Annotated in this window: 23 protein-coding genes; 12 read left to right on the top strand and 11 right to left on the bottom strand. The window is 57.5% G+C overall.

From position 1 onward, the window contains the following. Positions 1-44: 44 nt before the first annotated feature. The 4 genes from MARLIPOL_RS15130 (at position 45) to MARLIPOL_RS15115 (ending at position 6,515) form a co-directional block, all read left to right on the top strand. On the top strand, positions 45-2,027 hold the full coding sequence (locus MARLIPOL_RS15130; RefSeq protein WP_012139130.1) for an alkyl/aryl-sulfatase: 1,983 nt from the start codon (positions 45-47) through the stop codon (positions 2,025-2,027). Positions 2,028-2,275: 248 nt separating this feature from the next. Next, on the top strand, positions 2,276-3,283 hold the full coding sequence (locus tag MARLIPOL_RS15125) for a helix-turn-helix transcriptional regulator (RefSeq protein ID WP_012139129.1): 1,008 nt from the start codon (positions 2,276-2,278) through the stop codon (positions 3,281-3,283). Positions 3,284-3,332: 49 nt separating this feature from the next. Further along, positions 3,333-4,661, top strand: a complete 1,329-nt coding sequence (locus MARLIPOL_RS15120; RefSeq protein WP_012139128.1) for an amidohydrolase — start codon at positions 3,333-3,335, stop codon at positions 4,659-4,661. A gap of 258 nt (positions 4,662-4,919) precedes the next feature. Next, positions 4,920-6,515 carry a GMC family oxidoreductase gene (locus MARLIPOL_RS15115; RefSeq protein ID WP_012139127.1) on the top strand — a complete coding sequence of 532 codons (1,596 nt, stop codon included), beginning with the start codon at positions 4,920-4,922 and terminating at the stop codon, positions 6,513-6,515. A gap of 8 nt (positions 6,516-6,523) precedes the next feature. Here the strand turns inward: MARLIPOL_RS15115 and MARLIPOL_RS18935 are convergent, their stop codons facing one another. From MARLIPOL_RS18935 to MARLIPOL_RS15090, 5 genes are all read right to left on the bottom strand, one after another. Continuing rightward, complete coding sequence (locus tag MARLIPOL_RS18935; RefSeq protein ID WP_012139126.1) at positions 6,524-7,831, bottom strand: methyl-accepting chemotaxis protein; 1,308 nt, start codon at positions 7,829-7,831, stop codon at positions 6,524-6,526. 150 nt (positions 7,832-7,981) lie between these two features. After that, positions 7,982-8,686, bottom strand: coding sequence for a hypothetical protein (locus tag MARLIPOL_RS15105; RefSeq protein ID WP_012139125.1), 705 nt, complete (start codon positions 8,684-8,686; stop codon positions 7,982-7,984). After that, entirely contained in the window at positions 8,683-9,447 is a 765-nt protein-coding gene (locus MARLIPOL_RS15100) for a hypothetical protein (RefSeq protein ID WP_012139124.1), read from the bottom strand. Before MARLIPOL_RS15100 ends, MARLIPOL_RS15105 begins: the two co-directional genes overlap by 4 nt. A gap of 24 nt (positions 9,448-9,471) precedes the next feature. Next, the gene (locus MARLIPOL_RS15095) at positions 9,472-10,695 is read right to left on the bottom strand and encodes a DUF445 family protein (protein ID WP_012139123.1); all 1,224 of its coding nucleotides are present in this window, start codon (positions 10,693-10,695) and stop codon (positions 9,472-9,474) included. Positions 10,696-10,715: 20 nt separating this feature from the next. Continuing rightward, a complete protein-coding gene (locus tag MARLIPOL_RS15090) occupies positions 10,716-11,474 on the bottom strand; it encodes a DUF4393 domain-containing protein (protein ID WP_145768798.1) in 759 nt (252 codons plus the stop codon). A gap of 117 nt (positions 11,475-11,591) precedes the next feature. Here MARLIPOL_RS15090 and MARLIPOL_RS15085 point away from each other — a divergent pair, with 117 nt between their 5' ends. Both MARLIPOL_RS15085 and MARLIPOL_RS15080 read left to right on the top strand, forming a co-directional pair. After that, entirely contained in the window at positions 11,592-11,798 is a 207-nt protein-coding gene (locus tag MARLIPOL_RS15085; protein ID WP_012139121.1) for a hypothetical protein, read from the top strand. Positions 11,799-11,803: 5 nt separating this feature from the next. Beyond that, a complete protein-coding gene (locus MARLIPOL_RS15080; RefSeq protein ID WP_145768797.1) occupies positions 11,804-13,246 on the top strand; it encodes a hypothetical protein in 1,443 nt (480 codons plus the stop codon). Between the two features lie 5 nt (positions 13,247-13,251). On the opposite strand, the gene MARLIPOL_RS15075 is transcribed toward MARLIPOL_RS15080, so the two are convergent. Genes MARLIPOL_RS15075 through MARLIPOL_RS15065 form a run of 3 tightly spaced genes read right to left on the bottom strand, consistent with a single transcriptional unit; the run spans position 13,252 to position 16,198 of the window. Further along, positions 13,252-13,923 carry a LutC/YkgG family protein gene (locus MARLIPOL_RS15075; protein WP_012139119.1) on the bottom strand — a complete coding sequence of 224 codons (672 nt, stop codon included), beginning with the start codon at positions 13,921-13,923 and terminating at the stop codon, positions 13,252-13,254. Continuing rightward, the gene (locus MARLIPOL_RS15070) at positions 13,920-15,380 is read right to left on the bottom strand and encodes a LutB/LldF family L-lactate oxidation iron-sulfur protein (RefSeq protein ID WP_012139118.1); all 1,461 of its coding nucleotides are present in this window, start codon (positions 15,378-15,380) and stop codon (positions 13,920-13,922) included. Before MARLIPOL_RS15070 ends, MARLIPOL_RS15075 begins: the two co-directional genes overlap by 4 nt. Then, a complete protein-coding gene (locus tag MARLIPOL_RS15065; RefSeq protein WP_012139117.1) occupies positions 15,377-16,198 on the bottom strand; it encodes a (Fe-S)-binding protein in 822 nt (273 codons plus the stop codon). The genes MARLIPOL_RS15070 and MARLIPOL_RS15065 overlap by 4 nt, the downstream gene beginning before the upstream one ends. Positions 16,199-16,409: 211 nt before the next feature. Here MARLIPOL_RS15065 and MARLIPOL_RS15060 point away from each other — a divergent pair, with 211 nt between their 5' ends. Further along, positions 16,410-17,186, top strand: coding sequence for an FCD domain-containing protein (locus MARLIPOL_RS15060; protein WP_012139116.1), 777 nt, complete (start codon positions 16,410-16,412; stop codon positions 17,184-17,186). Between the two features lie 9 nt (positions 17,187-17,195). Here the strand turns inward: MARLIPOL_RS15060 and MARLIPOL_RS15055 are convergent, their stop codons facing one another. Then, positions 17,196-17,936, bottom strand: coding sequence for a ParA family protein (locus tag MARLIPOL_RS15055; RefSeq protein WP_012139115.1), 741 nt, complete (start codon positions 17,934-17,936; stop codon positions 17,196-17,198). A gap of 210 nt (positions 17,937-18,146) precedes the next feature. Between MARLIPOL_RS15055 and MARLIPOL_RS15050 the strand changes: the two genes are divergently transcribed. After that, positions 18,147-18,923 (top strand): crotonase/enoyl-CoA hydratase family protein, encoded by a 777-nt coding sequence (locus tag MARLIPOL_RS15050; protein WP_012139114.1) that lies wholly within the window; start codon positions 18,147-18,149, stop codon positions 18,921-18,923. Here MARLIPOL_RS15050 and MARLIPOL_RS15045 read toward each other — a convergent pair. Continuing rightward, the gene (locus tag MARLIPOL_RS15045) at positions 18,828-19,760 is read right to left on the bottom strand and encodes an Nmad3 family putative nucleotide modification protein (RefSeq protein WP_051123161.1); all 933 of its coding nucleotides are present in this window, start codon (positions 19,758-19,760) and stop codon (positions 18,828-18,830) included. The genes MARLIPOL_RS15050 and MARLIPOL_RS15045 overlap by 96 nt on opposite strands. Before the next feature lie 104 nt (positions 19,761-19,864). Here MARLIPOL_RS15045 and MARLIPOL_RS15040 point away from each other — a divergent pair, with 104 nt between their 5' ends. Genes MARLIPOL_RS15040 through MARLIPOL_RS15030 form a run of 3 tightly spaced genes read left to right on the top strand, consistent with a single transcriptional unit; the run spans position 19,865 to position 22,069 of the window. Further along, positions 19,865-20,494, top strand: coding sequence for a metallophosphatase domain-containing protein (locus MARLIPOL_RS15040; protein ID WP_012139112.1), 630 nt, complete (start codon positions 19,865-19,867; stop codon positions 20,492-20,494). Between the two features lie 30 nt (positions 20,495-20,524). Beyond that, positions 20,525-21,508: an LLM class flavin-dependent oxidoreductase gene (locus MARLIPOL_RS15035; protein ID WP_012139111.1), complete on the top strand. Its 984-nt coding sequence runs from the start codon at positions 20,525-20,527 to the stop codon at positions 21,506-21,508. Positions 21,509-21,544: 36 nt separating this feature from the next. Further along, entirely contained in the window at positions 21,545-22,069 is a 525-nt protein-coding gene (locus MARLIPOL_RS15030) for an alpha/beta hydrolase (RefSeq protein WP_012139110.1), read from the top strand. Here MARLIPOL_RS15030 and MARLIPOL_RS15025 read toward each other — a convergent pair. Next, positions 22,053-22,502, bottom strand: a complete 450-nt coding sequence (locus tag MARLIPOL_RS15025; protein ID WP_012139109.1) for an META domain-containing protein — start codon at positions 22,500-22,502, stop codon at positions 22,053-22,055. The two genes, MARLIPOL_RS15030 and MARLIPOL_RS15025, sit on opposite strands and share 17 nt — an antisense overlap. 170 nt (positions 22,503-22,672) lie before the next feature. Between MARLIPOL_RS15025 and MARLIPOL_RS15020 the strand changes: the two genes are divergently transcribed. Further along, on the top strand, positions 22,673-23,683 hold a 1,011-nt coding region (locus MARLIPOL_RS15020), incomplete at its 3' end, for a TRAP transporter substrate-binding protein (RefSeq protein ID WP_012139107.1).

The following is a 23,683-nucleotide window of genomic DNA, read 5'->3' as shown; positions in this document are numbered from 1 at the left end:
GGGGATACCGGTTGTGGCCCGAAATCTATGCAACAGGAGTCAATATGATAACAACAACACCCCTCAGACAAATGACCGTTCCGTTGATAGCCGGGCTGATGCTGCTGGCACCTGCAGCTCAATCACAGGAAGCCAGCAAGCACACCGCCGAAGCCAACCGTGCTGTGTTGGAGAGCCTGCCGTTTGATAATCGCGCCGATTTCGAGCGGGCAACACGGGGGCTGATCGCAACGCCGGAGCAGAAAAAGATCACCGATGCCGACGGCAAGGTCGTTTACGACATTGGCCAGTTTGATTTCCTGGTGGATCAGGATGCCCCTGCAACAGCCAACCCCAGCCTCTGGCGACAAGGGCAGCTTAATCAGATTACCGGATTGTTCGAGGTGACGGAGGGCATCTATCAGATTCGGGGCTACGACCTGTCGGTGATGAGCTTCATCCGTGGCGATAACGGCTGGATCGTGATTGACCCGCTGATATCCGTTGACCCCGCGAAAGCCGGTTTCGAGCTCTTGCGAAAGCACGTCGCCGACCTGCCGGTCAGTGCCATTATTTTCACCCACAGCCACGCGGACCACTTCGGAGGCGTGAAGGGCATCATAACCGAGGAAGAGATTGAGCGTCGCAACGTCCCTGTCATCGCGCCCGAGAATTTCTACGAGGAGTCGGTGGGTGAGAACCTGATCGCCGGCAATACCATGAGCCGTCGGGCCAGTTATATGTTCGGCAATCTGTTGCCCACGGGACCGGAAGGTTCCATTGGTGCAGGCCTGGGCCAAAAGACGTCGGCAGGTCTGATCACCATTGTGCAACCCACGCGCACCATCTCCGGTCCGCCGGGAGAGCCGATCGAAACAACTGTTGATGGCGTTCCCATGACCTTTATCAACACCCCGGGCGCAGAAGCGCCAGCGGAACTGATGTTCTACCTGCCCGACTCCAAAGCGCTGATGCAGGCAGAGGAAATCAACCATACCCTGCACAACCTCTATACCCTGCGCGGTGCCAAGGTGCGCAATGGCGACCAGTGGGCCAAGTACATCAATCAGGTGATCAACCTCTTTGGTGACGACGTCGAGATCAGTTTCGGCAGCCACCACTGGCCGGTTTGGGGCAAGGGGGAAATCAACGAGTTCTGGCGCAAACAGCGGGACACCTACCGCTACATCCACGACGAGACCCTGCGCCTGGCCAACAAGGGCCAGACCATGGATGAAATCGCCGAAAACCTGAAACTGCCCGAAACACTGGCCAACGAATTCGCTAACCGGGGTTACTACGGCACTGTGAGCCACAACGCCAAGGCCCAGTACCAACTGTACTTCGGCTGGTTCAGCGGCAATCCTTCGGAACTCAACCCCCTGCCCCCGGTTGAGGAGGGACAAAAGTTTGTCGAGTACGTTGGCGGCGCGGAAGCCCTCATCGACAAAGCCCGGGCGGACTACGAAGCTGGCAATTACCGCTGGGCGGCCACGGCTCTGAACCACCTAGTCTTTGCCCAACCGGGCAACGCCAACGCAAAAAACCTGCTGGCTGACGTCCTGACCCAGATGGGCTACCAGTCCGAGAGCGGTCCCTGGCGCAATTTCTACCTCAGTGGTGCGAAGGAGCTTCGTGAAGGTGTCGTGTCCGGCCTGACGCCAAGTACGGCCTCCCCTGATATCATCCGCGGCCTGCCGCTGGACAAGTACATGGACTATCTGGCCATGCGCCTGGATCACCCCAAGGCTGCACAGGATGGCGTGGACATCAGCCTGAATATCGTCATGCCGGATGTCGACGAACGGGTCGAGCTTACCGTCGCCAATGGCGTGATGAACTACACCATGGGTACCCGCAATGACGACGCGGACGCCACGGTTACACTGGACCGCACCGTACTGGATGCCATCAACCTCAAGCAGCGGACCTTTCCGGATGCGATCAAAGCCGGAGACATAAAGATTGACGGTAGCCAAGAGGCCTTCATGACCTATCTTGGCCTGCTGGACAGCTTCGAATTCGGGTTCAACATCGTTACCCCCTGAGGACAGCTGATATACACCGTGATCTTTCGATCCGATAGCGCCATGGACGGTGCTTCAGTTTTCCGCCTGTTTCTCGCAATAGAGCTAACCCGGTAGGTGAGCCCACTCCCCCGGAACCCCACAGCCCAATTGGCGCCGATTGCACTTGCCGCCACACCTCCTCAAACGGTAATTTCTCCACACAGGATCTCAGGTGAGCTCCAACCTGAGGCAACGGTCTGACGCCCGAACAACAAGACAAAAACACCATGCTCGAAGCGACTCCTGAATCATCGGTCTCCCGCGAACATTTCCTGACGACGGTTAAGGGACTGAGGCATGTTGTGGAGCCGGCAAAACTGGAAAAATCCCTGAGTACGGTGATTGGCAGGCACTCGTACCTGGCTTCCACTCGCATCCCCCTGGAACGCCTGCTGGAACTTCACGCCGCTGTCACCGATGGTCGCGATGACCCGCTCCTGATGACGAAGGCCTACAGCCACCTGAACTACGATCCCGGTTTTATGGGAAGGACATTCCTGGCGGGTGCCCTGAGTCTGGACGAAGCCATCTCACTGCTCTGTCGTTACATGAAAGTGAATTCGGATCTTTGCACCCTCAAGCTGCAAACAACCCCTGAGTCAGCCACTCTTCGGATAACGCCGGCAGCCGGCTACTCGGGGGCCCACGAGCAGCTGGATGCGATGGTTTATAGCTTCTCGCGGATCCTGGTGGCCCTTGGCATCCAGTCGATTGATCTCATCAGGCTTAACCATGTGCCTCCCCTCGCCATTCAGGATCAGTACCATCGTTTGTTTCCTGCCGCTGTGCACTTTGGTGGTCGCGAGCCGGCTATACAGTTTTCTCCGGAACAGCTCAACCGACCGCTTCCCTGGGAAGCGTGCCCCGTGGAAAAACTGGCAAGGCGCGAACGTCGGCTCAAGCAGTTACAGGGGCAACCCAACTGGCTGGAATCTGTCGAAATCCTGATTCCGACCCTGTCCCGCCGGGGTGAGGCGCATATCGACCGGTGCGCGAATCTGTTGGCGGTGAGCCCACGTTCCTTACAACGCCATATTCGCGCGGAGGGATCGACCTTCCGGGACATTCTCGATCAGAGTCGCCGCAAACTCGCCAGAAACTACCTTTCAAAAGGTTACTCCAACGAAGCAACGGCCTCGCTTCTTGGATACCGACAGACGGCCCAATTCTATCGGGCATTCAAGGAATGGTTTGGCTGCTCACCCTCGGAGTACCAACACTCCCCTCCTCCTTAGTCCACGTCGACACATCTAAAACATAAACAACAATCGCAAGGAGATACGCATGCGTAAAGCACTGCTACGGGCAACGCTTGCCTGTACAACCGTCACAACCCCTTTTGCTATGGCAGATCAATCACTGACAGACCAGGTCATCCAGGGCGCCGAATCGGTTCACCAGCAAGCCATTGAATGGCGCCACGACGTACACCAACACCCGGAACTCGGCAATCAGGAGCACAGAACCGCCAAACTGGTCGCCGACCATCTCCGCAAACTGGGAATGGAGGTCCAAACCGATGTTGGCAGAACCGGTGTCGTCGGCATTCTCAAGGGCGGCCTTCCCGGGCCGGTGGTGGGCCTCAGGGCGGACATGGATGCGTTGCCCGTCAAGGAACGCACAGGGCTGCCCTATGCGTCTGAAGTGATCCAGACATACCAGGGCGAGGAAACTCACGTCATGCACGCCTGTGGGCACGACGCCCACGTCGCCATCCTGATGGCGGTTGCCCAGAACCTCGCCAACGTCCGCGATCAGCTTCCGGGTACCGTGAAGTTCATTTTCCAGCCGGCGGAAGAGGGCCCCAGTGACTATGTCTATAAAGGCGAACAGCACTTTGGTGCTCGCCTTATGGTGGAGGAAGGGGTTCTCAAGAACCCGGATGTAGACGCGATCTTCGGGCTTCATGTGACCCCAAAAGCCCCCACCGGCATCATCAGTTACCGTAGCGGTCCCACCATGGCCAGCAGCTCGGACCTCTATATCACGGTGAAAGGTGAGCAAACCCACGGCGCGCAGCCCTGGGATGGCGTTGACCCCATCGTGGCGAGCGCCCAGATTATCAACGGACTGCAAACGGTGGTCAGCCGCAAGACCAACATCATGCCGGCTCCGGCGGTTGTCACGATTGGCACCATTGATGGTGGCTCCCGCCACAACATCATCCCGGACTCCGTCAAAATGAGCGGGACCATCCGCACCTTTGACGACGATGTGCAGCAGCAGGTGAATGAACACGTGACCACGACCACGGAACATATTGCTCACGCTTCCGGCGCTGAAGCAGAGGTTTCTATCGTTAACAATTACGCCACAACGGTGAACGATCCGGCGCTCACCCAACAGATGCTCCCCACCCTGAAGCGGGTAGCTCCCAAGCGGGTGTTCGAAGCGCCATTGGTCACCGGTTCCGAGGACTTCTCGTATTATGCGAAGGAAGTGCCCGGGCTGTTCTTTTTCCTTGGTGTGACCCCCATGGAAAACATGAAAAATGCGGCGCCCAATCACTCGCCGGAGTTCTATGTGGATGACAAGGCACTGGTCACCGGCATCAAGGCACTGTCTGCCCTGGCGAGTGACTACCTGCAGAGCCACACAAGCCAAAGTCAATGATTTCCCGCCAAACAAAAGGCGCTTGAAGCCCTCATAAGAGGCTGACTGATGTGCAAGGCCGGGGATAGGATTCACGGCACAACGCGGGGCCGTCGCTTTATCTGCGAAGTCGGCGGCACCGTGCGTACACCCAACGCTTGTTGGCAGAAAACTGGCCCAGAATCACCTTCAGAATTAACTCCGCTTCCCACACTCTCCATACTTACAGTAAATCTGTACCCTCCCCTTCTAAAACAACAATTTCATAGGTGACCGGCAATGCGAACAGTGGATTACGTGATTGTAGGCGGAGGCTCCAGCGGCTGCGCACTGGCGGGTCGGTTGAGCGAGAATGCCAATACGACCGTGGCGCTGATTGAGGCCGGATCACGCAAGGGCGCCAGCTGGCTGATCCAGACACCAGCCGCCGTGGTCGCAATGGTGCCGAAGAATATCAACAACTGGGCGTTTGAGACGGTACCGCAGCCGGGCCTGAATGGCCGGCGTGGCTACCAGCCCCGTGGCAAGGTGCTTGGTGGTTCGTCCGCCATCAATGCCATGGCGTACATTCGTGGCCACGGCAGTGACTATGACGACTGGGCAGCCCAGGGCAATGACGGATGGGCATTCAAGGATGTGCTGCCGTACTTCAGGAAGTCTGAAGGTAATCAGGCTCTGCAAGATGAATGGCATGGTACCGACGGGCCACTGAAAGTCAGCAATCTGCAAAGTGACAACCCTTTCCAGCAACATTATCTACAGGCTGCCGAGCAGGTGGGCTACCCCCTGACGAACGATTTCAATGGGCCTCAGCAGGAAGGCATTGGCTTGTATCAGGTGACCCAGCTGAACGGCGAACGCTGGAGCACTTACCGGGGCTATCTGCAGCCCCACCTCGACAGTCGCCCTAACCTGACGATCGAAACCGATGCGCTGACACAACGCGTTCTGTTCGAGGGCAAACGCGCGGTCGGCGTCGAGTTCCTGCAAAACGGCCAGCTACGACAGATTCGTGCACGGAAGGAAGTGGTGTTGAGCGCCGGCGCATTCCAGTCACCGCAACTATTGATGCTATCCGGTGTCGGGGATGCCGATGAGCTCAAAGCAGTCGGTGTGCCTGTGGTGCATCACCTTCCTGGCGTGGGTAAAAACCTTCAGGACCACCCGGATTTCATCTTTGGCTATAAATCCAGGGATGCCAACCTGCTGGGGTTGTCCCTGAAAGGTGGCCTGCACGGCATCCGTCAGTTCATGCGTTACCGCAAAGAGCGTCGCGGCCTGCTGGCGTCCAACTTTGCAGAGGGCGGTGGGTTCCTCAAAACCGACGCTCAACTGGACGCTCCCAATATCCAGCTGCACTTCGTGATTGCACTGGTGGATGATCACGCCAGAACCCTGCATGGCGGCCACGGTTTTTCTTGCCACGTCTGCTTGCTGCGCCCCAAGAGCCGCGGTACTGTTTCCCTGAAAGATCGTTCGGCGCAAACACCCCCGGTCATTGACCCGAAATTTTTTGGCCATCCGGATGATATCGAAGACATGGTCAAGGGCTACAAAATGACCGATCGGCTGATGAAGGCGCCCGCACTATCACGCTTCATTACCAAAGACCCCTTCACCGCGAACGTCACCACAGACGATGACATCCGCGAGGTTCTGCGGGCACGCACCGATACGGTGTATCACCCGGTAGGCACCTGCAAAATGGGCATCGACGACATGGCAGTGCTCGATCCTAAACTGCGGGTTCATGGAATAGAGGGCCTGCGGGTGGTGGACGCCTCTATTATGCCGAGCATCATTGGCGGCAATACCAATGCGCCGGCGGTGATGATTGCGGAGAAAGCGGCAGACCTGATGCGGGAGAGCGAGTGAGCGGGGGCTCACTCCTCATTCGTCAGCCGGGCGACCACTGCTGCCAGATCCGTCATGCCTTTCTCCACCTGCCCAATGCCACTGGCAATGCTGGAGATCTCCCCGGAACTGCGGCGGGACAGCTCGGACACCCCGTCCATGCTGGAGCGCAGAGATTCGATCAGATGGCTGTTCTTGCCCACCACGGCGGAAATCTCTTCCAGTGAGTGGGCGGTTTTGGCCGCCAGCTGACGCACCTCGTCCGCCACCACCGCAAACCCCCGCCCCATTTCACCAGCCCGGGCAGCTTCAATGGCGGCATTTAACGCCAGCAGGTTGGTCTGTTCGGCTACCGTGCGGATGGTGCTGACGATGTTGCCGATCTGTTCGGCCTGGGCTTCCAGGTCCCGGCTGACGGCAGCTGCGCTGGACACTTCCGCCAGGGTGGACTCCGAAGTTTCCACCGCAACAGCAAGGGCACGATTGGCCTCGGCGGCGATTTGCGACGTTTCTTCAGATGTGGACGCTGCGACTTCGGCGGCCTCGCGGGCATTGTTCACGCGGGCGGTGATATCGGAGGCAAACTTGATGACCTTGTAGACTTGTCCGTCTGCATCCAGCACCGGGCTGTAGGTCGCCTCCAGCCAGATACTACGACCGCTTTTGTCCCGGCGCTCAAACTGTCCCGAAAAGCTTTCGCCCCGAGCCAAGCGGCTCCAGAAATCGGGATTATCGCGATAGAAGTCGTCAAAGCAGAACATTTTGTGATGCTGGAGAAGGATTTCGTCCCTGGCGTAGCCGGTGGTGGTCAGGAAATTATCATTGGCTTCCAGTATCTCACCATCTGGCGTGAACTTGATCACCGCCATATAGCGGTTAATCGCTTCCAGCATGGCGCTGTCATCCGCGACCTTATCCTGTGCCGCTGTGGCATCACGGGCAATCTTGACGACCTTGCAAACCTGCCCGTCCAAACCTGTTACGGGGAAATAGGTGGCCTCCAGCCACACCCGGCTACCGTCTTTGGCATAGCGGGGAAATATTCCCTGTTGCGAGATACCTCGCCCCAGATCCTCCCAGAAGCGGCGGTACTCGTCAGACGAGACATAGCTGGAATCACACAACAGGCGATGGTGCTTGCCAATCAATTCCTGGCGCTGGTAACCCACCACCGACAGCAGAATATCGTTGGCCGACTCAACGATACCGGAACGACTGAACTCGATGTATCCGATCTGGGAGCTAATGGCATCCAGAATTTGCCGTACCCGGGCGAAATCGTGCCGAGAAACCTCCAACGCTTCGGTTAACTCTGCAATACGGTGTTTACCAAACATGCCTTACCCTCCGTGAATGGAATATAAGAATCCATTGATTCGAATATATCCAACCCATCGGGGAAAAGCCTTAGACTAAAGTATGGCTAGAGAAACGAATTGTAAGCAAACACGACAGTTTCTTATCGCAGGTATACACCTCACCGCATATCAGTGCCCCGCATCCACCCTGAAGAACCCCAGATCTTGCAACGGCAATTTCAGAACCGAATCATCCAGAATGATGGGCACCGCACGTTTTTCAGGCGTGATAATCGCCGAGAACCGGTTTTTTACCGGTGACTCGATATCCAGATTCAGGTTCAGGGACGTCAGCAACTCGGTATCCACCGACGGCCGGACCACCTGATCTATTGCCGCCAACACCTCCCCGCTGTACTTCAATCGCACCATGGTTTCGACAGGGACGACCATATCCACCGGCAGATCAAATCGCACGGGCAACACACCTCTGACCGGCAGTTCCGGCAGCCAGGAATAGATCATTCCGGTGTTGGCAGAAACGTCCAGATCCGTCTCAACGGTCAAGGTGTCGCGGTAATGGATTTCCATGCGCAGCGGCACCATGGTGTCCAGATCCAGTTGGGTACGGTATTGCCCCTTCAGATGCAGCGGCAGCGCTTCGTGGTGGAAAGGCACTTTCACGTCCACCTGCCCCAGCAAGGTAAGCTCGGCATTTTCTTCGGTGTGGGCATCGACCCTCAGTTCCGCTGGCAACCTCAACAGTGCGAACTGATCGGTCAGGGACACACCGATGATCACCCGGGTATACAGCATGAACCCACCCAGCAAACCAAGCGCAACGACGAGTACAAACAGCCAGCCATACAGAATCCAGCGTCCAAGAGCACTCATTGCCTTGGCTGCTCCGAGGGCGTGTCGTCGTATGGATCTGGCTCCGATTCGTCTTGCGGCGCCCAAGAAAGTCCAATTTCACGAATGGGAAGCTCCAGGTCCATCTCCGCCAGCAGGGCATCCGCAGGCTCAAGGATGGTGGCGTAGGCATTGATCCGCGACCGGACCGGCACAGACATCGCGGTTTTCAGTGGAATATCCGTGGCAATATCCACTTTCAGCGGCACCTGCAGGGACTCCAGCAGTTCAACCTGAGCGGGTGCGGTGAACTTCAGATCCACCATCTGATCAATCTCGATCTCCTCGTCCAGAGGGATGACGGCCTTGACCGGAAGCTCGCCGCGCAACGGCAATTCAAACCATTTACCGAGTGCTTTGACTTCCACGTTACCGTCAACCGAAATCCGCTGATTCAGTTCAATGTTCTGGCGCAAAGGCACCACCATCTGAATGGGTACGGCGCTATCAAAAGTGACCGACACGTTCAGGGTGTCGCGAATCGGCAACGTCAGGGTCTGGTCGATGGGTACCGTCGTGGACAGCACGGTATCCAGCTCGATATCCAGACTGTCCAGAATATCGATTCCCACGGCCATGGGCTCGGGAATGGACACTTTCGCCTGCTGGTCACGCAACAGCAGCTCCGCCCCCAGATTCTTCCACAACCAATAGGCGCCGGTCGCACCCAAAACGATGGCCAGGATCAGTAATACCCCAGCAATGGCCAACCATGTCTTACGAACCGTAATCTGTACTGCCATAGCGGATTTCCTGAGTCAGCCCCGTTATCCGAACATGAAGGTAAGCTGGAATACCCCCACACACAAACCCAGTACAGCACCGACCGCAATCAGTATCCACTCGTCCTGTTCGAACGCCGGCCGCAGCATGCCCTCGAACTCCGAGGGTTTGAGGCTCTGCAAACGGGTTGACAGGGTATGTTCCAGGTCCAGGGCTTCATCAGCATAATCTTCGATGTGCTTCAGCGTCGCCGGCAGCCGCTGAATCAGCCGTTTTACCGCACTGGACTTCATGTCGCGGTAGGTCTGGGTGCCCACGGCAAAGGTGACGAATGGCTTGGCCAGGTTGGTCTGTTCGTCGACCGCACGCTGTACATGGCGTCCGATCATATCGAATACCTTGTCCGCGTAGGGTCCTTTCAGAATCCCCTCGATGATGTTGGACGGGGTAAGAACGTACGAGGACACCAGACGGCCGTAATCACTGGCCACTTCATTCTGGCGCTTCATGAACAAGCCCTGGATATTGAACGGGCCAATACGCATCAGCTCTTTGGGGTTGAAGATCATCTGCAGGGCAATGGCGTTGGTGGCATAGCCCACCAGCAAACCGAAGGCAGGCAATAACCAGCCCTGCTGGAAGAACAGCCACACGCCCATCTGGAGCAGACCGAACAGCAAACCGAAGTACAACCCCGACCGCCCGATAAAGCGAAATTCAGCGGCACCCACTTCCTGGAAGATCTTGTTCAACAGCGCCTTGTCACGGCTCAGGTTGGTCACCACCATGTCCTCGAGGTCATACATCTGGGAGATGTTGATCTTGAGCTGGTTCATGATGTCATTGATCAGTTTGGGAGCGTCCCGCTTGACCCGCTTGTAGATCTGCCGTTTGACCATTTCCGGCAAGGATTCCCAGAGCTTCGGCTCATACTCCAGCATCACCTGGTCGACGATTTCCTCGATCATGCCGTTCAGCGCCGGCTCCAGCGCATTGGCCACCTTATCGGCATCCAGGCGGGAGAAGATCTCTTCCTGAGTAATGAGATGGGTGGTGATGGTTTCCACCGAAATTGCCGCCATTTTCGCCGCACGCCGGGGAATGATGCCCTGCCAACCCAGGAACGGAGGCTTACCCACAAACTCCAGCGGCTGGAACATCATCTTGATGGCTATGACGTTGGTGACATAACCAACAACACCACTGATTACCGGCATCGACAGATACAGCCACAGGTTTGACACGAAGTCATTCACTACCGCTTCCATACTCGCACTTCCAATCGTTTTTATTGTTGGTCTGTCGCGCCCGCTGACTCGTCGCTCTCACGGCAGTCGAGGGTTTTTGACCAAAGGGTTTTACCGAGATCCGAAATCGAAAAGGACAGCCGCTGAAAGCGCACTTTCATACCCGCCTGACCTTCAATGTCCGCGGTCAAAGCTCGCACTGCCAGGCCGTTTTCAATGCTTTCATAGTTCTGCAACAGGGTCTTGAACGAAGGCCCGGTTTCCACCAATCCCAGTTGGATCAGGTGGTTCAGATAGTAAGGCGCCCACTGGCCAAGCATCAGCCCGGACTCCTGGGCTATCCGGCTCAGGTGCCCCCGCAGTCGATAGACCGGCTTACCCAGCCGGCCGATCACGTCCATGTGACACATGGCGTGAGGCTGCTCATCCGAGACCAATGCCAGTACCCGCAGTTCGTCAGGGACCAGTTGCTGCACGATGATCCGGATAAGGTCATCGGTAGCGGACTCTTTGGTCTGGTAGATCGAACGGTGATGCAGGTCTCGGAGAATGCCCGCGGTATCGGCGGTCACCAGGGTTGGCGTGATATCGTCGGAATGTCCATGGAACAAGCCATTACCATCCAGCTTCTGCAGCCGGTTTCTGAGCACCAGTAGCAACTGGTTTTCAACCTCCGACGCAACGGCCGCGGCACGCTGAACGGGCGGTAACTCCCCGAGTGCTGACCGAAGGCGCAGGAGGGTTCGATTGCCCGGCACGGAAGGCACCGGTAATCCTGACGTTAGCTTTCGCTTGTCCATTGCGCTCGCCTGACAATCTTATTGTTGTGAATGCTGACAATTTTCGTGACATATGTCACATTTTTAAAATAAGGTTGCAAGAACAAATTAACAAGAACAAACGTAAAAAGGCGCACAATGACACCCTCAGCCCAACTTTCCAGCGTTCTGGACACTCTGCCCGATGAGCTCGCGGAAGCCATAAGAAACAATGCCGAGACCTCATTGGCCACCCATCGCCAGGAAACAGCCAGTGAGCTTGAGCAAGCTCGCCACCACCTGTCTCTGCCATCGCGACTGGTATTCAACCTGACCACTGGCAAAGATCATCAGGCAAAGGAGTAATGGCTGTGAAAACGTCTTCTTTGCAGATGGTTGCCGAACTGGAAAAGTTACAGGCGCTCATTGGCAAACTCCCTGCAGCGCAGCGGAATCTGGCCAGCCAATGCCAGCCTGGCCAGATACGCGAGGTCAGGGATGCCGTTCTCGATAACCTCCACAGTGACCAGGCATCGACCTTTCGGCGCCTGAGCTGCCTGGTCAGGGCACTGTCCGCAAAACACGCCGCCAGACTCGCAACCGATTGTGGCCCGGTGATCGCCGCTCGCACCCTGCCCTTTGTGGAACCCTTGAAGGTCGGCAAGATTGCCCGCCGGTTGTCTGTGGAATTCCTCGCTGACATCACCCTCAAGGCAGACCCACGGGCACTACGAACTCTGATCCGGCACGTACCCACGGACCAGATTGCGTCAGCGGCCGTCATCCTCATCGAACAGCAACAATACGTTACTGCCGGGCAACTGGCCGATGCGCTGCCATCCACCGCCATTCGCCAGGTATTGGCGCTGATCGACGATGACGTGGCCTTGCTGCGCACGGTTTTCTACATGGACGAGCCGGACCAGCTCGGAGATATCATCCGCCTGGTCGACAATGAACGCCTCAATCGAATCATTCTGGCCGGCCTTGGAAACCGCGACACGTGGCCGATCCTGATGTGGGTGATTGATCAGGTCGGACGGGACATAAAAAGCAGGATCACCAACCTGATCGTGGAGCGTGACCCCGAAACCCTGAACGAACTGATCAATGTGGCCAACAGTCAGGCGCTTTGGGGGCCGATTCTCCGTTCCCTGGATACCATCAAGGAACGCCACCAGCGATCGCTGGTGCATTTGCAGGCCCTGCGGGACGAGCAGGTTCTGGAAGGACTGATGAAAGCCGCCTACGACGAGGGCCTGATGGCCAATACCATCCCCCTCATCGAGACAATGAACGGTGATTTGCAGGCCTTTGTCGCCAAGGTTGGTCTTCGCCAGGGTGCGGATATACTCGAAGCCTTCATTCGCGACGCAGTCCGTCAGAACCATGCGGCGGTCATCCTCACTCTTCTGAGCAGAATGACAGACGAACAAGTCAAGGAGCTGACCACCCTCAGCGTGTTCCACGATAACTTCATACTGCAGGCTATCGTATCCGCTGGCATCGGCACCGGACAGATTCGCTCGCTGATCCGCTTTGCGCGCCGCCTGCCCGGTAAGGGCCAGGAACTGTTGGCGAGCCTTATGGCGGCTGATCACGGCGCCCTGCTTGAGCGACTGCTTAATCGCTCGGAACTGCTGGGGGACAGCGACTGGAACGAACTGGTCAGCCTCCTATCAAAAATCAGGATACCGGATCAGGCACGAGGAGTTGCCGACGTTATCCACTACCAGTCACGCCAGACGGCACAGGCACTTAAATCCCATGCCGAAAACATGGGCATGGATCTGCTCAAGGCTTTACGACTGTAACGGTGTCAAACGTCCTCAAGGATGAGGACAATCAGCTCCTTAGGTCCGTGAGCACCGTAAGCCAGCACCTGCTCGATATCCGCCGTCTTGGAAGGCCCGGACACCAGCAACGCATTGGATGGCAGGCCCGCAGCCCAGTTCTGGTCCGTCATCATGTTGTACCAGTTATCGTGAATTGCACTGGCCTTGAGCAGAGCAATGTGCACCGGCGGCACCAGGCTCATCAGCCTCGGCTCATTTCGGTCTGGCCACAGCACCAGCGACCCCGTGGCCGCAATGCCACCAAGGGTACCCGTCACACTGGCCTGCACATCATTGAAGAGCTCCGCTTTCCACTCTTCAACCGGGCGGTCATAGACCCGCAATGCCGGCCTACCCGCTTCCCCCTTCCAGGCCCTCGCTAACTGCTCGCCATGAGGCGTGGCCGGGGCATACAGCAGATTGGTGATTTCCCGTTTCGCCAGTAACTCCGCGACCCGTGCCGGCCAGTCACCCTCAGAGGTCTGATGCACTTCGGTGTGCACCGCCTCCATCAGTTCCCGTAACCGGGCAATGCGCTCCTCTGGGGGATAGCGCCAGGGGCCGGTCACCAGGGATTCGTCGAATTCGTCCGGGCGCGGCGTGGTGCCCGCCAGGCTGGTTCTGAGCTTATTGAGGATATTGGCGCGAGCACTCATGATTTTTCTCCCAGGATGTCTGAATTCTTCAGGTGATCCCGGGCGAGGTCATGGAGAGAGCGAGCAGCCGGCACCGGCGCACTGTGATTCTCGGTCCACGGGCCCGCTTTCTTTGGCGCAAGCGCCCTGAACCGGGTCGCCCCCCACAGGAAGAGCTTATAAAAGGCCGGACGGGTGTTCAGCATGACCCACGCCCGCCACATCAATCGCTCCTTGCGGGAGTACTTGCTGCCGGCCCCTTTCACCGATACCGGCTCATGCCCCGGAGCCTGAACATTTTCCTGTCGCAGTCGCTGCAGCAACTCCGGAATGGGAATCTTCACCGGGCAGACTTCCCCGCAGGCACCACAGAGGGAAGACGCACTGGGATGATCCGGCACCTGGTCCAGCCCCACCATATGCGGCGTGACAATCTTGCCGATCGGTCCCGGATAGACTTCCCCGTAGGTATGGCCACCCACCCGGGTATAGACCGGGCAATGGTTCATACAGGCTCCGCAACGAATGCAGTTCAGGGTCTGGCGCATCTGGGCGTCGGTAAACGCACCGGTGCGGCCGTTATCCAGCAATACCAGGTGCACTTCTTCCGGGCCGTCCAACTCATCAGGCTTGCGTGGTCCGGAGATCAGGTTCACATAAGTGGTGATGGGCTGCCCCAGGGCCGAGCGGGTCAGCAGGGAAACCAGCGGCACCACATCCCGCAGGTTGGACACCACTTTCTCGATCCCGGTTACGGCAATGTGGACCGGAGGCGACGTGGTGCTCATGCGGCCGTTGCCCTCATTTTCCACCAGCAACAACGTGCCGGTTTCAGCGATGGCAAAGTTCACTCCGGACACCCCCACATCCGCCTCCAGGAACTTGCGGCGCAGGATGCGTCGCCCGGTCTGGATCAGTTCGTCCACATCTTCGGAGACGTGTTCGCCGAGTTTTTCATTGAACAGCGCCGACACCTGACGGGCATTCTTGTGAATCGCCGGCATGATGATGTGGGACGGTTTCTCATTATCCAACTGAACGATGTACTCGCCCATATCCGATTCCAGGCATTCGATATCACGGTCGGCGAGATAGTCGTTCATCTCCATCTCCTCACTGACCATGGATTTGCCCTTCACCACCTGGCGACCGTCGTGAGCTTCAATAAGGCCGTGAACAATCTCGTTGGCTTCCTCAACCGTCTCCGCCCAATGCACCTTGATGCCATTGGCGGTCAGCCTGGTTTCCAGTTGTTCCAGCAGATCCGGCAAATTGGAGAGCGAACGCGCGCGAATGTGGTTGCCCAGCTCCCGCAGGCCTTCCCGTTCATCTTCGTCACTGAACGCATCCGCCCGCTTGCGCATCAGCGAGTCCATGGCGGTGCGGAAGTTGGAACGCAACTGCGAGTCGGCCAGCGCTTCCCGGGCGCGGCCCTTGAAGTCACTGGTCAGCTCAGTCACTGGAATGCGCTGGTTCATTGCTCACCTCCACACCGTTCCCAGAGAAAGCTGGCCAGATGGCGACCGCGGAACGTCTGCTGCTGTTTTTCCAGAACGCCATTAATGTTCATCAGACAACCGCAGTCGGCACTGATGGCCTCTGCCGCTCCGGATTCCCGCAGTGCCGTGGTCTTATCCAGTACCATGGCGCCGGAGATATCCGGCATGCGCACGGAGAAAGTCCCGCCAAACCCACAGCACTCGCTTTCATGATCGTGATCGATACGTTCGACGTTATCGAGCTGGGCCAGCAGTTCCCGCGCGTGCAGATGGGTATTCATTTCCCGGCGGGCAGTGCAGGAGGTGTGCAATGCAATTTTGTGCTTCTCACCCCGGTCAACAAGCTGAACCTTGCAAACCTTGAGCAGGAACTCCGTCAGCTCGAAGGTACGCTCGGCCAGTTCCTCGGCTCGCCTCAGATTGTCCGGCTCCTCCGCGAACAGTTCCCGGTAATGATGGCGAAACATGCCGGCGCAGGAACCAGACGGTACCACCACCGGACGGCCATCATCCAGAAGGTCCAGCTGCGCCAGGGCAACGGCCCTGGCCTCCTCCCGATAGCCGGACGTCCAGGCGGGCTGGCCGCAACAACTTTGCTGTTGGGGAAAGTGTACCCGAACGCCCTGTTGTTCCAGCAAGCGGATCGCATCCAGCCCTGCCTCCGGGAAGAACAGGTCTACCACGCAGGTGCCGAAAAGCGATACCTCCGCAGGCTTGTCAGGATAACGACGCTCCGTTTCCCGGGCGGGCGCTACCCGGGTAGCGTTCGGGGCTGCGTCATAGAACAGCTCACTCATTGCTAAACGTCCTCCGGACGGGGTGAGGCAAAGGTAAATTGGTAATACCAATTTACAACTAGAGTCTGATACGATATGTGAGTTGATCGCGGGCTGTCAAAGCTAACTGCTAATCCATTGGTCTGATAGCTATGGTAGAACGCTGCCCAAATTCGTCAAATAAACGCCAACACAGCATTGGTCAGACCAATCACTAAAGCGCGGGAATAGAATGGCTATCGGTCAGATTTCACCAAAGCGTCTTGCAGACACCATTGTCGAGCAGCTGGAAACCATGATCCTGGAAGGCACGTTGCAACCCGGGGAGCGATTGCCGGCCGAGCGGGCACTGGCGGAGCAGTTCGGGGTTTCCCGCCCTTCCCTGCGGGAAGCTGTTCAGCGGCTCGCAGCCAAGGGGCTTCTGGTCAGTCGTCAGGGTGGCGGGCATTATGTAGCTGAAACACTCGGCTCCAGTTTCAGCGACCCGCTGATCGGGCTGCTGGAAAACCGACCGGACGCCCACCGCGACCTGCTGGAGTTTCGCCGCACCCTGGAAGGCGACTGCGCCTATTACGCGGCGCAAAGAGCCACGGATGTGGACAAGGCTAAACTCAGGGAAGCCTACGAAGCCCTGCAGGCGTGCTACAGCAATAGCAACAACCAGGACGTCCAGGCAGAGGGCGTCGCCGACGCCCGCTTCCACCTCGCCATCGCCGAAGCCAGCCACAATGTCATTCTGCTACACACCATTCGCGGGCTGTTCAACATGTTAAAGAACAGCGTCGTCAACAACATCGACGGTATGTACTCGAAGACAGCGGAAACCCGCAACGGACTATTGAAACAACATCAACAGTTATTCGAAGCCATCACAAAGGGACGGGCCGAGGAGGCACGTGAGATAGCCGGGCGGCATATCGAGTACGTGCAGGGTGTGCTGTCAGAACAGTTCGAGAGCCATCGGAGACTCGAGCGCTCGCTACGCAGGGATAAACTGAGCCGTAGCTAAGCCCCCACCTTATAGCAAAGCCCTGATTTCGCCCCAGAGTCTGCGGTAGGCGTCGGCCGCGACCGAGTTGGGCGCCAGGCGTTCTACCGGGATGCCTTCCTCCCCCATCCTTTCCACCACACTGGCGTAGGGAATGATGGTTTTGAGCCCTGTCGGCAATCGATCGTCCTGCGCATCAATTAACTCCCGGTGCAGGTTTTTGCGACGGTCCGCCATAGCGTAAAACGGATGCAAACGGGAAGGCTTGAGCTTTTTCTCGCGCGCAAATTCCCGCAACTGCAGCCAACTATTCAGCGACAACCACGTTGGTATCACCGGCACAAACACCTTGTCGGCCGCTTTCAAAACCTGTTCTGACAATCGTGACAGCGACGGCGGGCAATCCAGAATCACCAGGCTGGTCTCCTCCGACAGCGGTGCCAACCACTCCTTTATAAGGTTGGCGCTGTCATTCTGATCAAGCTTGACGTCAAGGTTGCGGAAGCTGGTATGAGACGGAATAAAATCCAGATTCTTGTAGTCGCTTTCGTGTATGAAGCTGGCGATCGGTGTTTTGCCTTTCATCAGGGCCGACAGTTTACGTCCCTTAACGCTGTTAGCTCCGGCAAGGTACCAGCTTGCCGCCCCCTGCGGATCCAGGTCCCAAAGCAAGGTGGAGTATCCTGCCTGGCTGGCAAGATAGGCAATATTGACCGCTGACGCGGATTTTCCGACACCACCTTTGAGACTGTAAAACGCGATTGTTTTCATTCTTCGATCTCATTTCGCCGACATAAAAAAACCGGGGAGATCCCCGGTAAAAGCATTAACACGATCAGCAACCACAATGCTTGTCGTCCTGACGCAATCCAGCATGGCCGCCCGCTGTGACAGTTTTATGACGACCGCCAACAAATCCCTTGGCCGCATGCTATTTTTACACTTCCAAACCAACGTTATCGGCAAAGACAGGATACCCCAATGACCGACTACCCCGTGCTCACCTCTGAGGAGGACGGCATTCTGACAATAACCCTCAACCGGCCTGACAAACGCAACGCCGTCGATAAGCCAACAGCTAATGCCCTGCGCCAGGCGTTTATGGAATTCGAACAGAACCATGCATTAAAAGTGGCTGTGCTTTGCGGCGCCGGTGGCAACTTTTGCGCAGGTGCGGACCTGACCGCAGTGGGTGATCCTGAGCGGCGTAATGAAATCGATCCCCATGGCACCGGTCACGGGCCCATGGGCCCCACCAGAATGGCGTTGTCGAAACCGGTTATAGCCGCTGTCTCCGGCTATGCGGTCGCCGGTGGATTGGAACTGGCCTTGATGTGTGATCTGCGGGTCGTGGAAGAATCGGCAGTGTTCGGGGTTTTCTGTCGGCGATGGGGCGTGCCGCTGATCGATGGCGGCACCGTGCGTTTACCCCGCATTGTCGGCCACGGGCGCGCCATGGACATGATTCTCACCGGCCGGCCGGTTCAGGCCGATGAAGCACTGGATATAGGGCTGGCCAGCCGCAAGGTTGCCGATGGCACGGCGCTGGAAACAGCTCAAAAAATGGCCCGGGACATCGCTGGTTTTCCGCAAAAATGCATGCTGGCTGACCGGGCGTCTGCTATCCATCAATGGGATCTGGACATGCATGAGGCCTTGGTATCAGAGGGCGCGGCCGGCTACCCCGTGGTGTTCGAGGAAGCCGTGGAAGGCGCAAAGAGATTCAAGGATGGTGCCGGGCGTCACGGCCAGTTCTGAGCAGGCCCGCAACCCAGCCGACACGTCAGGATAGCCCCCCATATCCAGCACAAATTCCTGGCCACGGGCGGCACAATCCAGATAGCAATAAGGCGGCTCAAGCCGCCAACGGTCCGGGCGGGTGTGGTAACTCAACGCTGGCCTGCCATCGCCGGGGAAGAAACCGGAGGGCAGCCGCCACTGGGTGGGCAGGCGTCCGTTCGGATCACTCAGCACCAGCGGCGCATCGAGGTGGGTAAACACTCCGCTGCCCGGAAACGGCTTCTTCTCATTTGCCAGGGAAAAGCCGTCAGAGGACACATACAGCGTATTACCAGGATCGGGCTCACCATGAAAATGCGGATGATAACCGGCCCAGGGCAAGGCGCCAGGAGTCAGGTCGTCAATCCGGTGAACATCCCCAATGTGCAGCCAGCCCCAGATGGCATGGAATGGCCGCGAGCCTGGCACAAATCGCCAGCGTCGCTGCCAGATCTCCGCCCTGCGGAACACACCAAAGAACAGAAACAGGTCCCCGGCACTCACTCCCTGATTACGCAAATGGCCCTGGGCGGAGCCGGTCTGCCCCAACACCGGACGCCAACCCTCTGCCCGGGGAAAGGCGTCAGCGATCAGGTCCGGATCCAGATGGGCGCCGTGGTTGCCACGGATTCTGCCCCTGGTCAGATCCCGGGCAATCTTTCCCAGCCTGCGCTCGCCATGGGTTACATCATCGTAGCGAATACCGGACTGACTGTCGGGAATGGGAAGCACACACGGGGAACCGTCCGGCAATACCGGGCTCGGACACCCGCCGGCGGAGGAATCAAACCCTTTTCGGCTCAGAATCAGGCGCATGAACTCACTGTAAAAATCGTGGATGACATATCGGGAGGCAATGCTATCTTAGATTCCGGGCGGTTGCTCGCAACAACTTCAATCCCTCAGCCGGATAGCGAACCATGAGACTTGTCTGCATTTCCGATACCCACAGTATGCACCGACAGATCCAGGTGCCGGATGGCGATATCCTGATCCACTCCGGAGACTGTCTCGGTGTGGGATCGCTGGATGAGTTGGAAGACCTCGACAACTGGTTCGCAGAACAACCCCACCCACACAAGATTCTGATTGCCGGCAATCATGACTGGTGTTTTCAGGACGAACCACAGGAAGCGCAGGCCCTCGTCAGACACGCCCATTACCTGCAGGACAGCAGCCTCGAACTGGAAGGCCTGAAATTCTGGGGCAGCCCATGGACGCCGGTATTCTTTAACTGGGCCTTCAATCTCGAACGCGGCCCGGACCTGGCGGAGCGCTGGGCCAGAATCCCCCGGGATACCGACATCCTGATTACTCACGGACCACCCGCGGGCATTCTCGATGCAGTGCCAACCGGGACCGGTTCGCTGAATGTCGGCTGTGAAGATCTCGCCAGCGCGGTTGAAACCCTCAATCCCAGGCTCCATATCTTTGGTCACATCCACGAGGGCTACGGCCAACAACAGATTGGTCAGCGCCGGTATATCAACGCAAGTACCTGTACCGGCAGCTTCAAGCCACTGAATCCACCCATCGTGATCGATCTTTAGTCCAAAGGTCCGATGTTTCCGGAGCAAAATATGCCACAACGCCCGCCATTTTCGCTGCTGGAACTGGCTTCCGTTCGCGAAGGCGACTCCGTCGGCACCACCCTGGCCAACAGCGTGGCCTATGCCCAGCATGCGGAAAAGCTGGGGTTCAAGCGATTCTGGCTGGCCGAACACCACAACATGGAGGGCATCAGCAGTTCGGCTACGTCCGTCCTGGTTGGCCATATTGCCGGCAAGACCGAATCCATACGAGTCGGCTCAGGTGGCGTGATGCTGCCCAACCACCCGCCGCTGGTGATTGCCGAACAGTTTGGCACACTCGCCTGCCTGTATCCGGACCGCATCGACCTCGGGCTTGGTCGCGCACCGGGCACCGATCCAATCACCAGCCGGGCACTTAGGCGTGACGGTCTGGGAGCCGAACAGTTTCCGGAAGACGTGGCCCGCCTGCAGACGCTGCTCGGGCCGCTGCAACCCGGCCAACCGGTCAAGGCAATCCCGGGGGCCGGCACCAACGTACCGATCTGGCTACTGGGCTCCAGCCTCTATAGCGCGCAACTCGCAGCCATGCGGGGATTACCCTATGCCTTTGCCGGGCATTTCGCGCCCCGACTTTACCGCGAGGCGCTCAAAGTCTATCGCGACCACTTCCAACCCTCGGAGCAACTGCAAACGCCCTACGCCATGCTCGCGATTCCTGCTATTGCCGCAGACACGGACGAAGAAGCCCGATGGCTGTCCACCACCAGCTACCAACGCATTCTGGCCCTGTTCAGGGGACAACCACTGTGGATGAAGCCACCGGTGGATTCCATGGACGGTCTGTGGAATGCCGGCGAAGAAGCCAGTGTGAGGGATTTCCTGGGACTGCAGGTACTCGGTGGCCCGGAATCTGTCAGGGATCAACTGAACCAACTGCTGGACACCGTGGACGTGGACGAACTCATGTTCACCGTCGATATCTATGACCCCGAAAAACGGCGTCATGCCCTGGATATTCTCAGCCAGGCCTGACGCCCCTCAGGCAATATAAAAGATGGACTCCGGAAAATGACAGCAACGACCACTCACGTATTTCTCTCCCACGGTCTCGAAAGCGGCCCGGGAAGCACCAAAATTCTGGCCATGAAACAGGCAGCGGAAGAACTTCCCGGTGTCACCGCCGTCGCGGTCGATCACCGCAGCAGCAAAGACCCCACCACCCGCCTGGAACAGATGCGGGATGCGATAGAGAAGGCGGGCGCCGTTCCGGAACGCACCATCCTGGCAGGTTCCAGCATGGGTGGCTGGGTCTGCGCGCAAACCAGTGCCCACCAACGGGTTCTGGGTTGCTTCCTGCTGGCGCCGGCACTTGCCCTCCCTCGCTACCCACAATCGAACCCGGTCATTCAGGCCGACCACATCCAGATCATTCATGGCTGGGAAGATGACGTGGTTCCGGTGGTTCCTGTTATTGAGCTCGCGCAACAACAGAAGCTTCCCATGCTGGTGGTGCCGGACGGACACCGGCTGGAGAATAGCCTGGAGCGGGTCGTTTCAGAGTTCCGCCAGTTTCTCCTCAGGGCTGGGTTATAGCTTCAAATTCCGCCAACTCCTGGCCGTCAGTATCCAGTAACCGCAAGTGACGATCCTCCATCTGGACACCGGCGGTGTTCTCCAGCGCTCGGAAAAATGCCGGCTCCGGAATATCGATATTGTGGCAGGCACGGCGCGTACTGGCCATGCGGCTGAATACCAGGTTTCGGTTGTTGATGACCTCATATTCGCCACGAAACGCATTGCAGCCGCTGAAGCCATTTACAACACCATCGTCCCGGAGAATCAGGTGCGCTTCACTGGCCGCACCGGCATCGGGCATTGGCGCCCCCGCAACCTCCTGAAGCTTCCAGTATGTATTGGTCAACGGCACGTTACCGCTGCCCATCAGGGGTTGTGACATGCACCCGGCCAACCCCAACAGGCAGCTGACAACAACCGTCAACCGCCACGTCATCCACGACTTGTCCATCCAGTTCCCTCCCTCGTAATGGAATCACTTCAATCGTTTTTCATTTCACTTCAATACGATACCGTTCAGCCATCTAAATTGGCCATTTTCTTGCGAAAACCACGTTGTTTTGCCAGTCTTTAATAATGCAGCAAGAGTCTGGAGTAAAAAAACTAAATGGAGACAACACGATGAGCAGCTTAAGCAAATTCAAAAAACTGGCCGGAATTTCAGCGATCGCGTTCGCGGCCATGACAGCCGCAAACTCGGTCAACGCTGCCAACTGGCGCTATGCCCATGAAGAATACGAAGGCGACGTCCAGGACGTATTCGCCTACAAGTTCAAAGAATACATTGAAGAGAACTCTGACCATACCCTTCAGATTTATCGCTTCGGTGAACTGGGTGAGTCCGACGACATTATGGAACAAACCCAGGCTGGCATCCTCAACTTCGTAAACCAGTCTCCCGGCTTTACCGGTTCTCTGATCCCGGAAGCACAGATTTTCTTCATTCCCTACCTGATGCCCACCGACATGGAAACCGTTGTCGAGTTCTTCCGTGAGAGTGAAGCGATCAATGAGGACTTCCCGGAACTCTACGCGGACAAAGGTCTTGAGCTCCTGCAGATGTACCCGGAAGGTGAAATGGTCGTAACGGTCGACGAACCGGTCACCAGTCCGGAAGGCTTCAACAACAAGAAGATCCGGGTGATGACCAACCCGCTGCTGTCTGAAACCTATGACGCCTTTGGCGCCACCCCGACCCCTCTGCCCTGGGGTGAAGTATACGGCGCCCTGCAGACCAATATGATTCAGGGCCAGGAAAACCCGATCTTCTGGATTGAGTCCGGCGGCCTCTATGAGGTATCTCCGAACCTCGTGTTCACCGGCCATGGCTGGTTCACCACCGCCATGATGGCTAACCAGAATTTCTATGAGGGTCTGTCTGACGAGGACAAGAAGCTGGTTCAGGACGCAGCCGATTTCGCCTTCGAGGAAATCCTGGTTCACATCGATGGCCTGGCCGATGAAGCACTGGCAAAAATCAAAAAGGCCAGCGATGAGGTCACCGTCACCCGCCTGACCGATGAACAGATCGAAGCCTTCAAGGCCCGTGCGCCCCAGGTGGAGAAAAAGTTCATCGAGATGACCGGCGAAAGTGGCAAAGAACTGCTGGAGCAGTTCAAGGAAGATCTGAAG

It is taken from the genome of Marinobacter lipolyticus SM19 (assembly GCF_000397065.2).
In the GTDB taxonomy this organism is placed as follows: Bacteria; Pseudomonadota; Gammaproteobacteria; order Pseudomonadales; family Oleiphilaceae; genus Marinobacter; species Marinobacter lipolyticus.
Note: the sequence above shows the minus strand (reverse complement) of the source record. Positions and strands in the feature narration are given on the sequence as shown.

Bases quoted from the DNA above. Each gene is read 5' to 3' on its own strand.
- MARLIPOL_RS15130 (WP_012139130.1), top strand. From the start codon at position 45: ATGATAACAACAACACCCCTCAGACAAATGACCGTTCCGTTGATAGCC.
- MARLIPOL_RS15125 (WP_012139129.1), top strand. From the start codon at position 2,276: ATGCTCGAAGCGACTCCTGAATCATCGGTCTCCCGCGAACATTTCCTG.
- MARLIPOL_RS15120 (WP_012139128.1), top strand. From the start codon at position 3,333: ATGCGTAAAGCACTGCTACGGGCAACGCTTGCCTGTACAACCGTCACA.
- MARLIPOL_RS15115 (WP_012139127.1), top strand. From the start codon at position 4,920: ATGCGAACAGTGGATTACGTGATTGTAGGCGGAGGCTCCAGCGGCTGC.
- MARLIPOL_RS18935 (WP_012139126.1), bottom strand. From the start codon at position 7,831: ATGTTTGGTAAACACCGTATTGCAGAGTTAACCGAAGCGTTGGAGGTT.
- MARLIPOL_RS15105 (WP_012139125.1), bottom strand. From the start codon at position 8,686: ATGAGTGCTCTTGGACGCTGGATTCTGTATGGCTGGCTGTTTGTACTC.
- MARLIPOL_RS15100 (WP_012139124.1), bottom strand. From the start codon at position 9,447: ATGGCAGTACAGATTACGGTTCGTAAGACATGGTTGGCCATTGCTGGG.
- MARLIPOL_RS15095 (WP_012139123.1), bottom strand. From the start codon at position 10,695: ATGGAAGCGGTAGTGAATGACTTCGTGTCAAACCTGTGGCTGTATCTG.
- MARLIPOL_RS15090 (WP_145768798.1), bottom strand. From the start codon at position 11,474: ATGGACAAGCGAAAGCTAACGTCAGGATTACCGGTGCCTTCCGTGCCG.
- MARLIPOL_RS15085 (WP_012139121.1), top strand. From the start codon at position 11,592: ATGACACCCTCAGCCCAACTTTCCAGCGTTCTGGACACTCTGCCCGAT.
- MARLIPOL_RS15075 (WP_012139119.1), bottom strand. From the start codon at position 13,923: ATGAGTGCTCGCGCCAATATCCTCAATAAGCTCAGAACCAGCCTGGCG.
- MARLIPOL_RS15070 (WP_012139118.1), bottom strand. From the start codon at position 15,380: ATGAACCAGCGCATTCCAGTGACTGAGCTGACCAGTGACTTCAAGGGC.
- MARLIPOL_RS15065 (WP_012139117.1), bottom strand. From the start codon at position 16,198: ATGAGTGAGCTGTTCTATGACGCAGCCCCGAACGCTACCCGGGTAGCG.
- MARLIPOL_RS15060 (WP_012139116.1), top strand. From the start codon at position 16,410: ATGGCTATCGGTCAGATTTCACCAAAGCGTCTTGCAGACACCATTGTC.
- MARLIPOL_RS15055 (WP_012139115.1), bottom strand. From the start codon at position 17,936: ATGAAAACAATCGCGTTTTACAGTCTCAAAGGTGGTGTCGGAAAATCC.
- MARLIPOL_RS15050 (WP_012139114.1), top strand. From the start codon at position 18,147: ATGACCGACTACCCCGTGCTCACCTCTGAGGAGGACGGCATTCTGACA.
- MARLIPOL_RS15045 (WP_051123161.1), bottom strand. From the start codon at position 19,760: ATGCGCCTGATTCTGAGCCGAAAAGGGTTTGATTCCTCCGCCGGCGGG.
- MARLIPOL_RS15040 (WP_012139112.1), top strand. From the start codon at position 19,865: ATGAGACTTGTCTGCATTTCCGATACCCACAGTATGCACCGACAGATC.
- MARLIPOL_RS15035 (WP_012139111.1), top strand. From the start codon at position 20,525: ATGCCACAACGCCCGCCATTTTCGCTGCTGGAACTGGCTTCCGTTCGC.
- MARLIPOL_RS15030 (WP_012139110.1), top strand. From the start codon at position 21,545: ATGACAGCAACGACCACTCACGTATTTCTCTCCCACGGTCTCGAAAGC.
- MARLIPOL_RS15025 (WP_012139109.1), bottom strand. From the start codon at position 22,502: ATGGACAAGTCGTGGATGACGTGGCGGTTGACGGTTGTTGTCAGCTGC.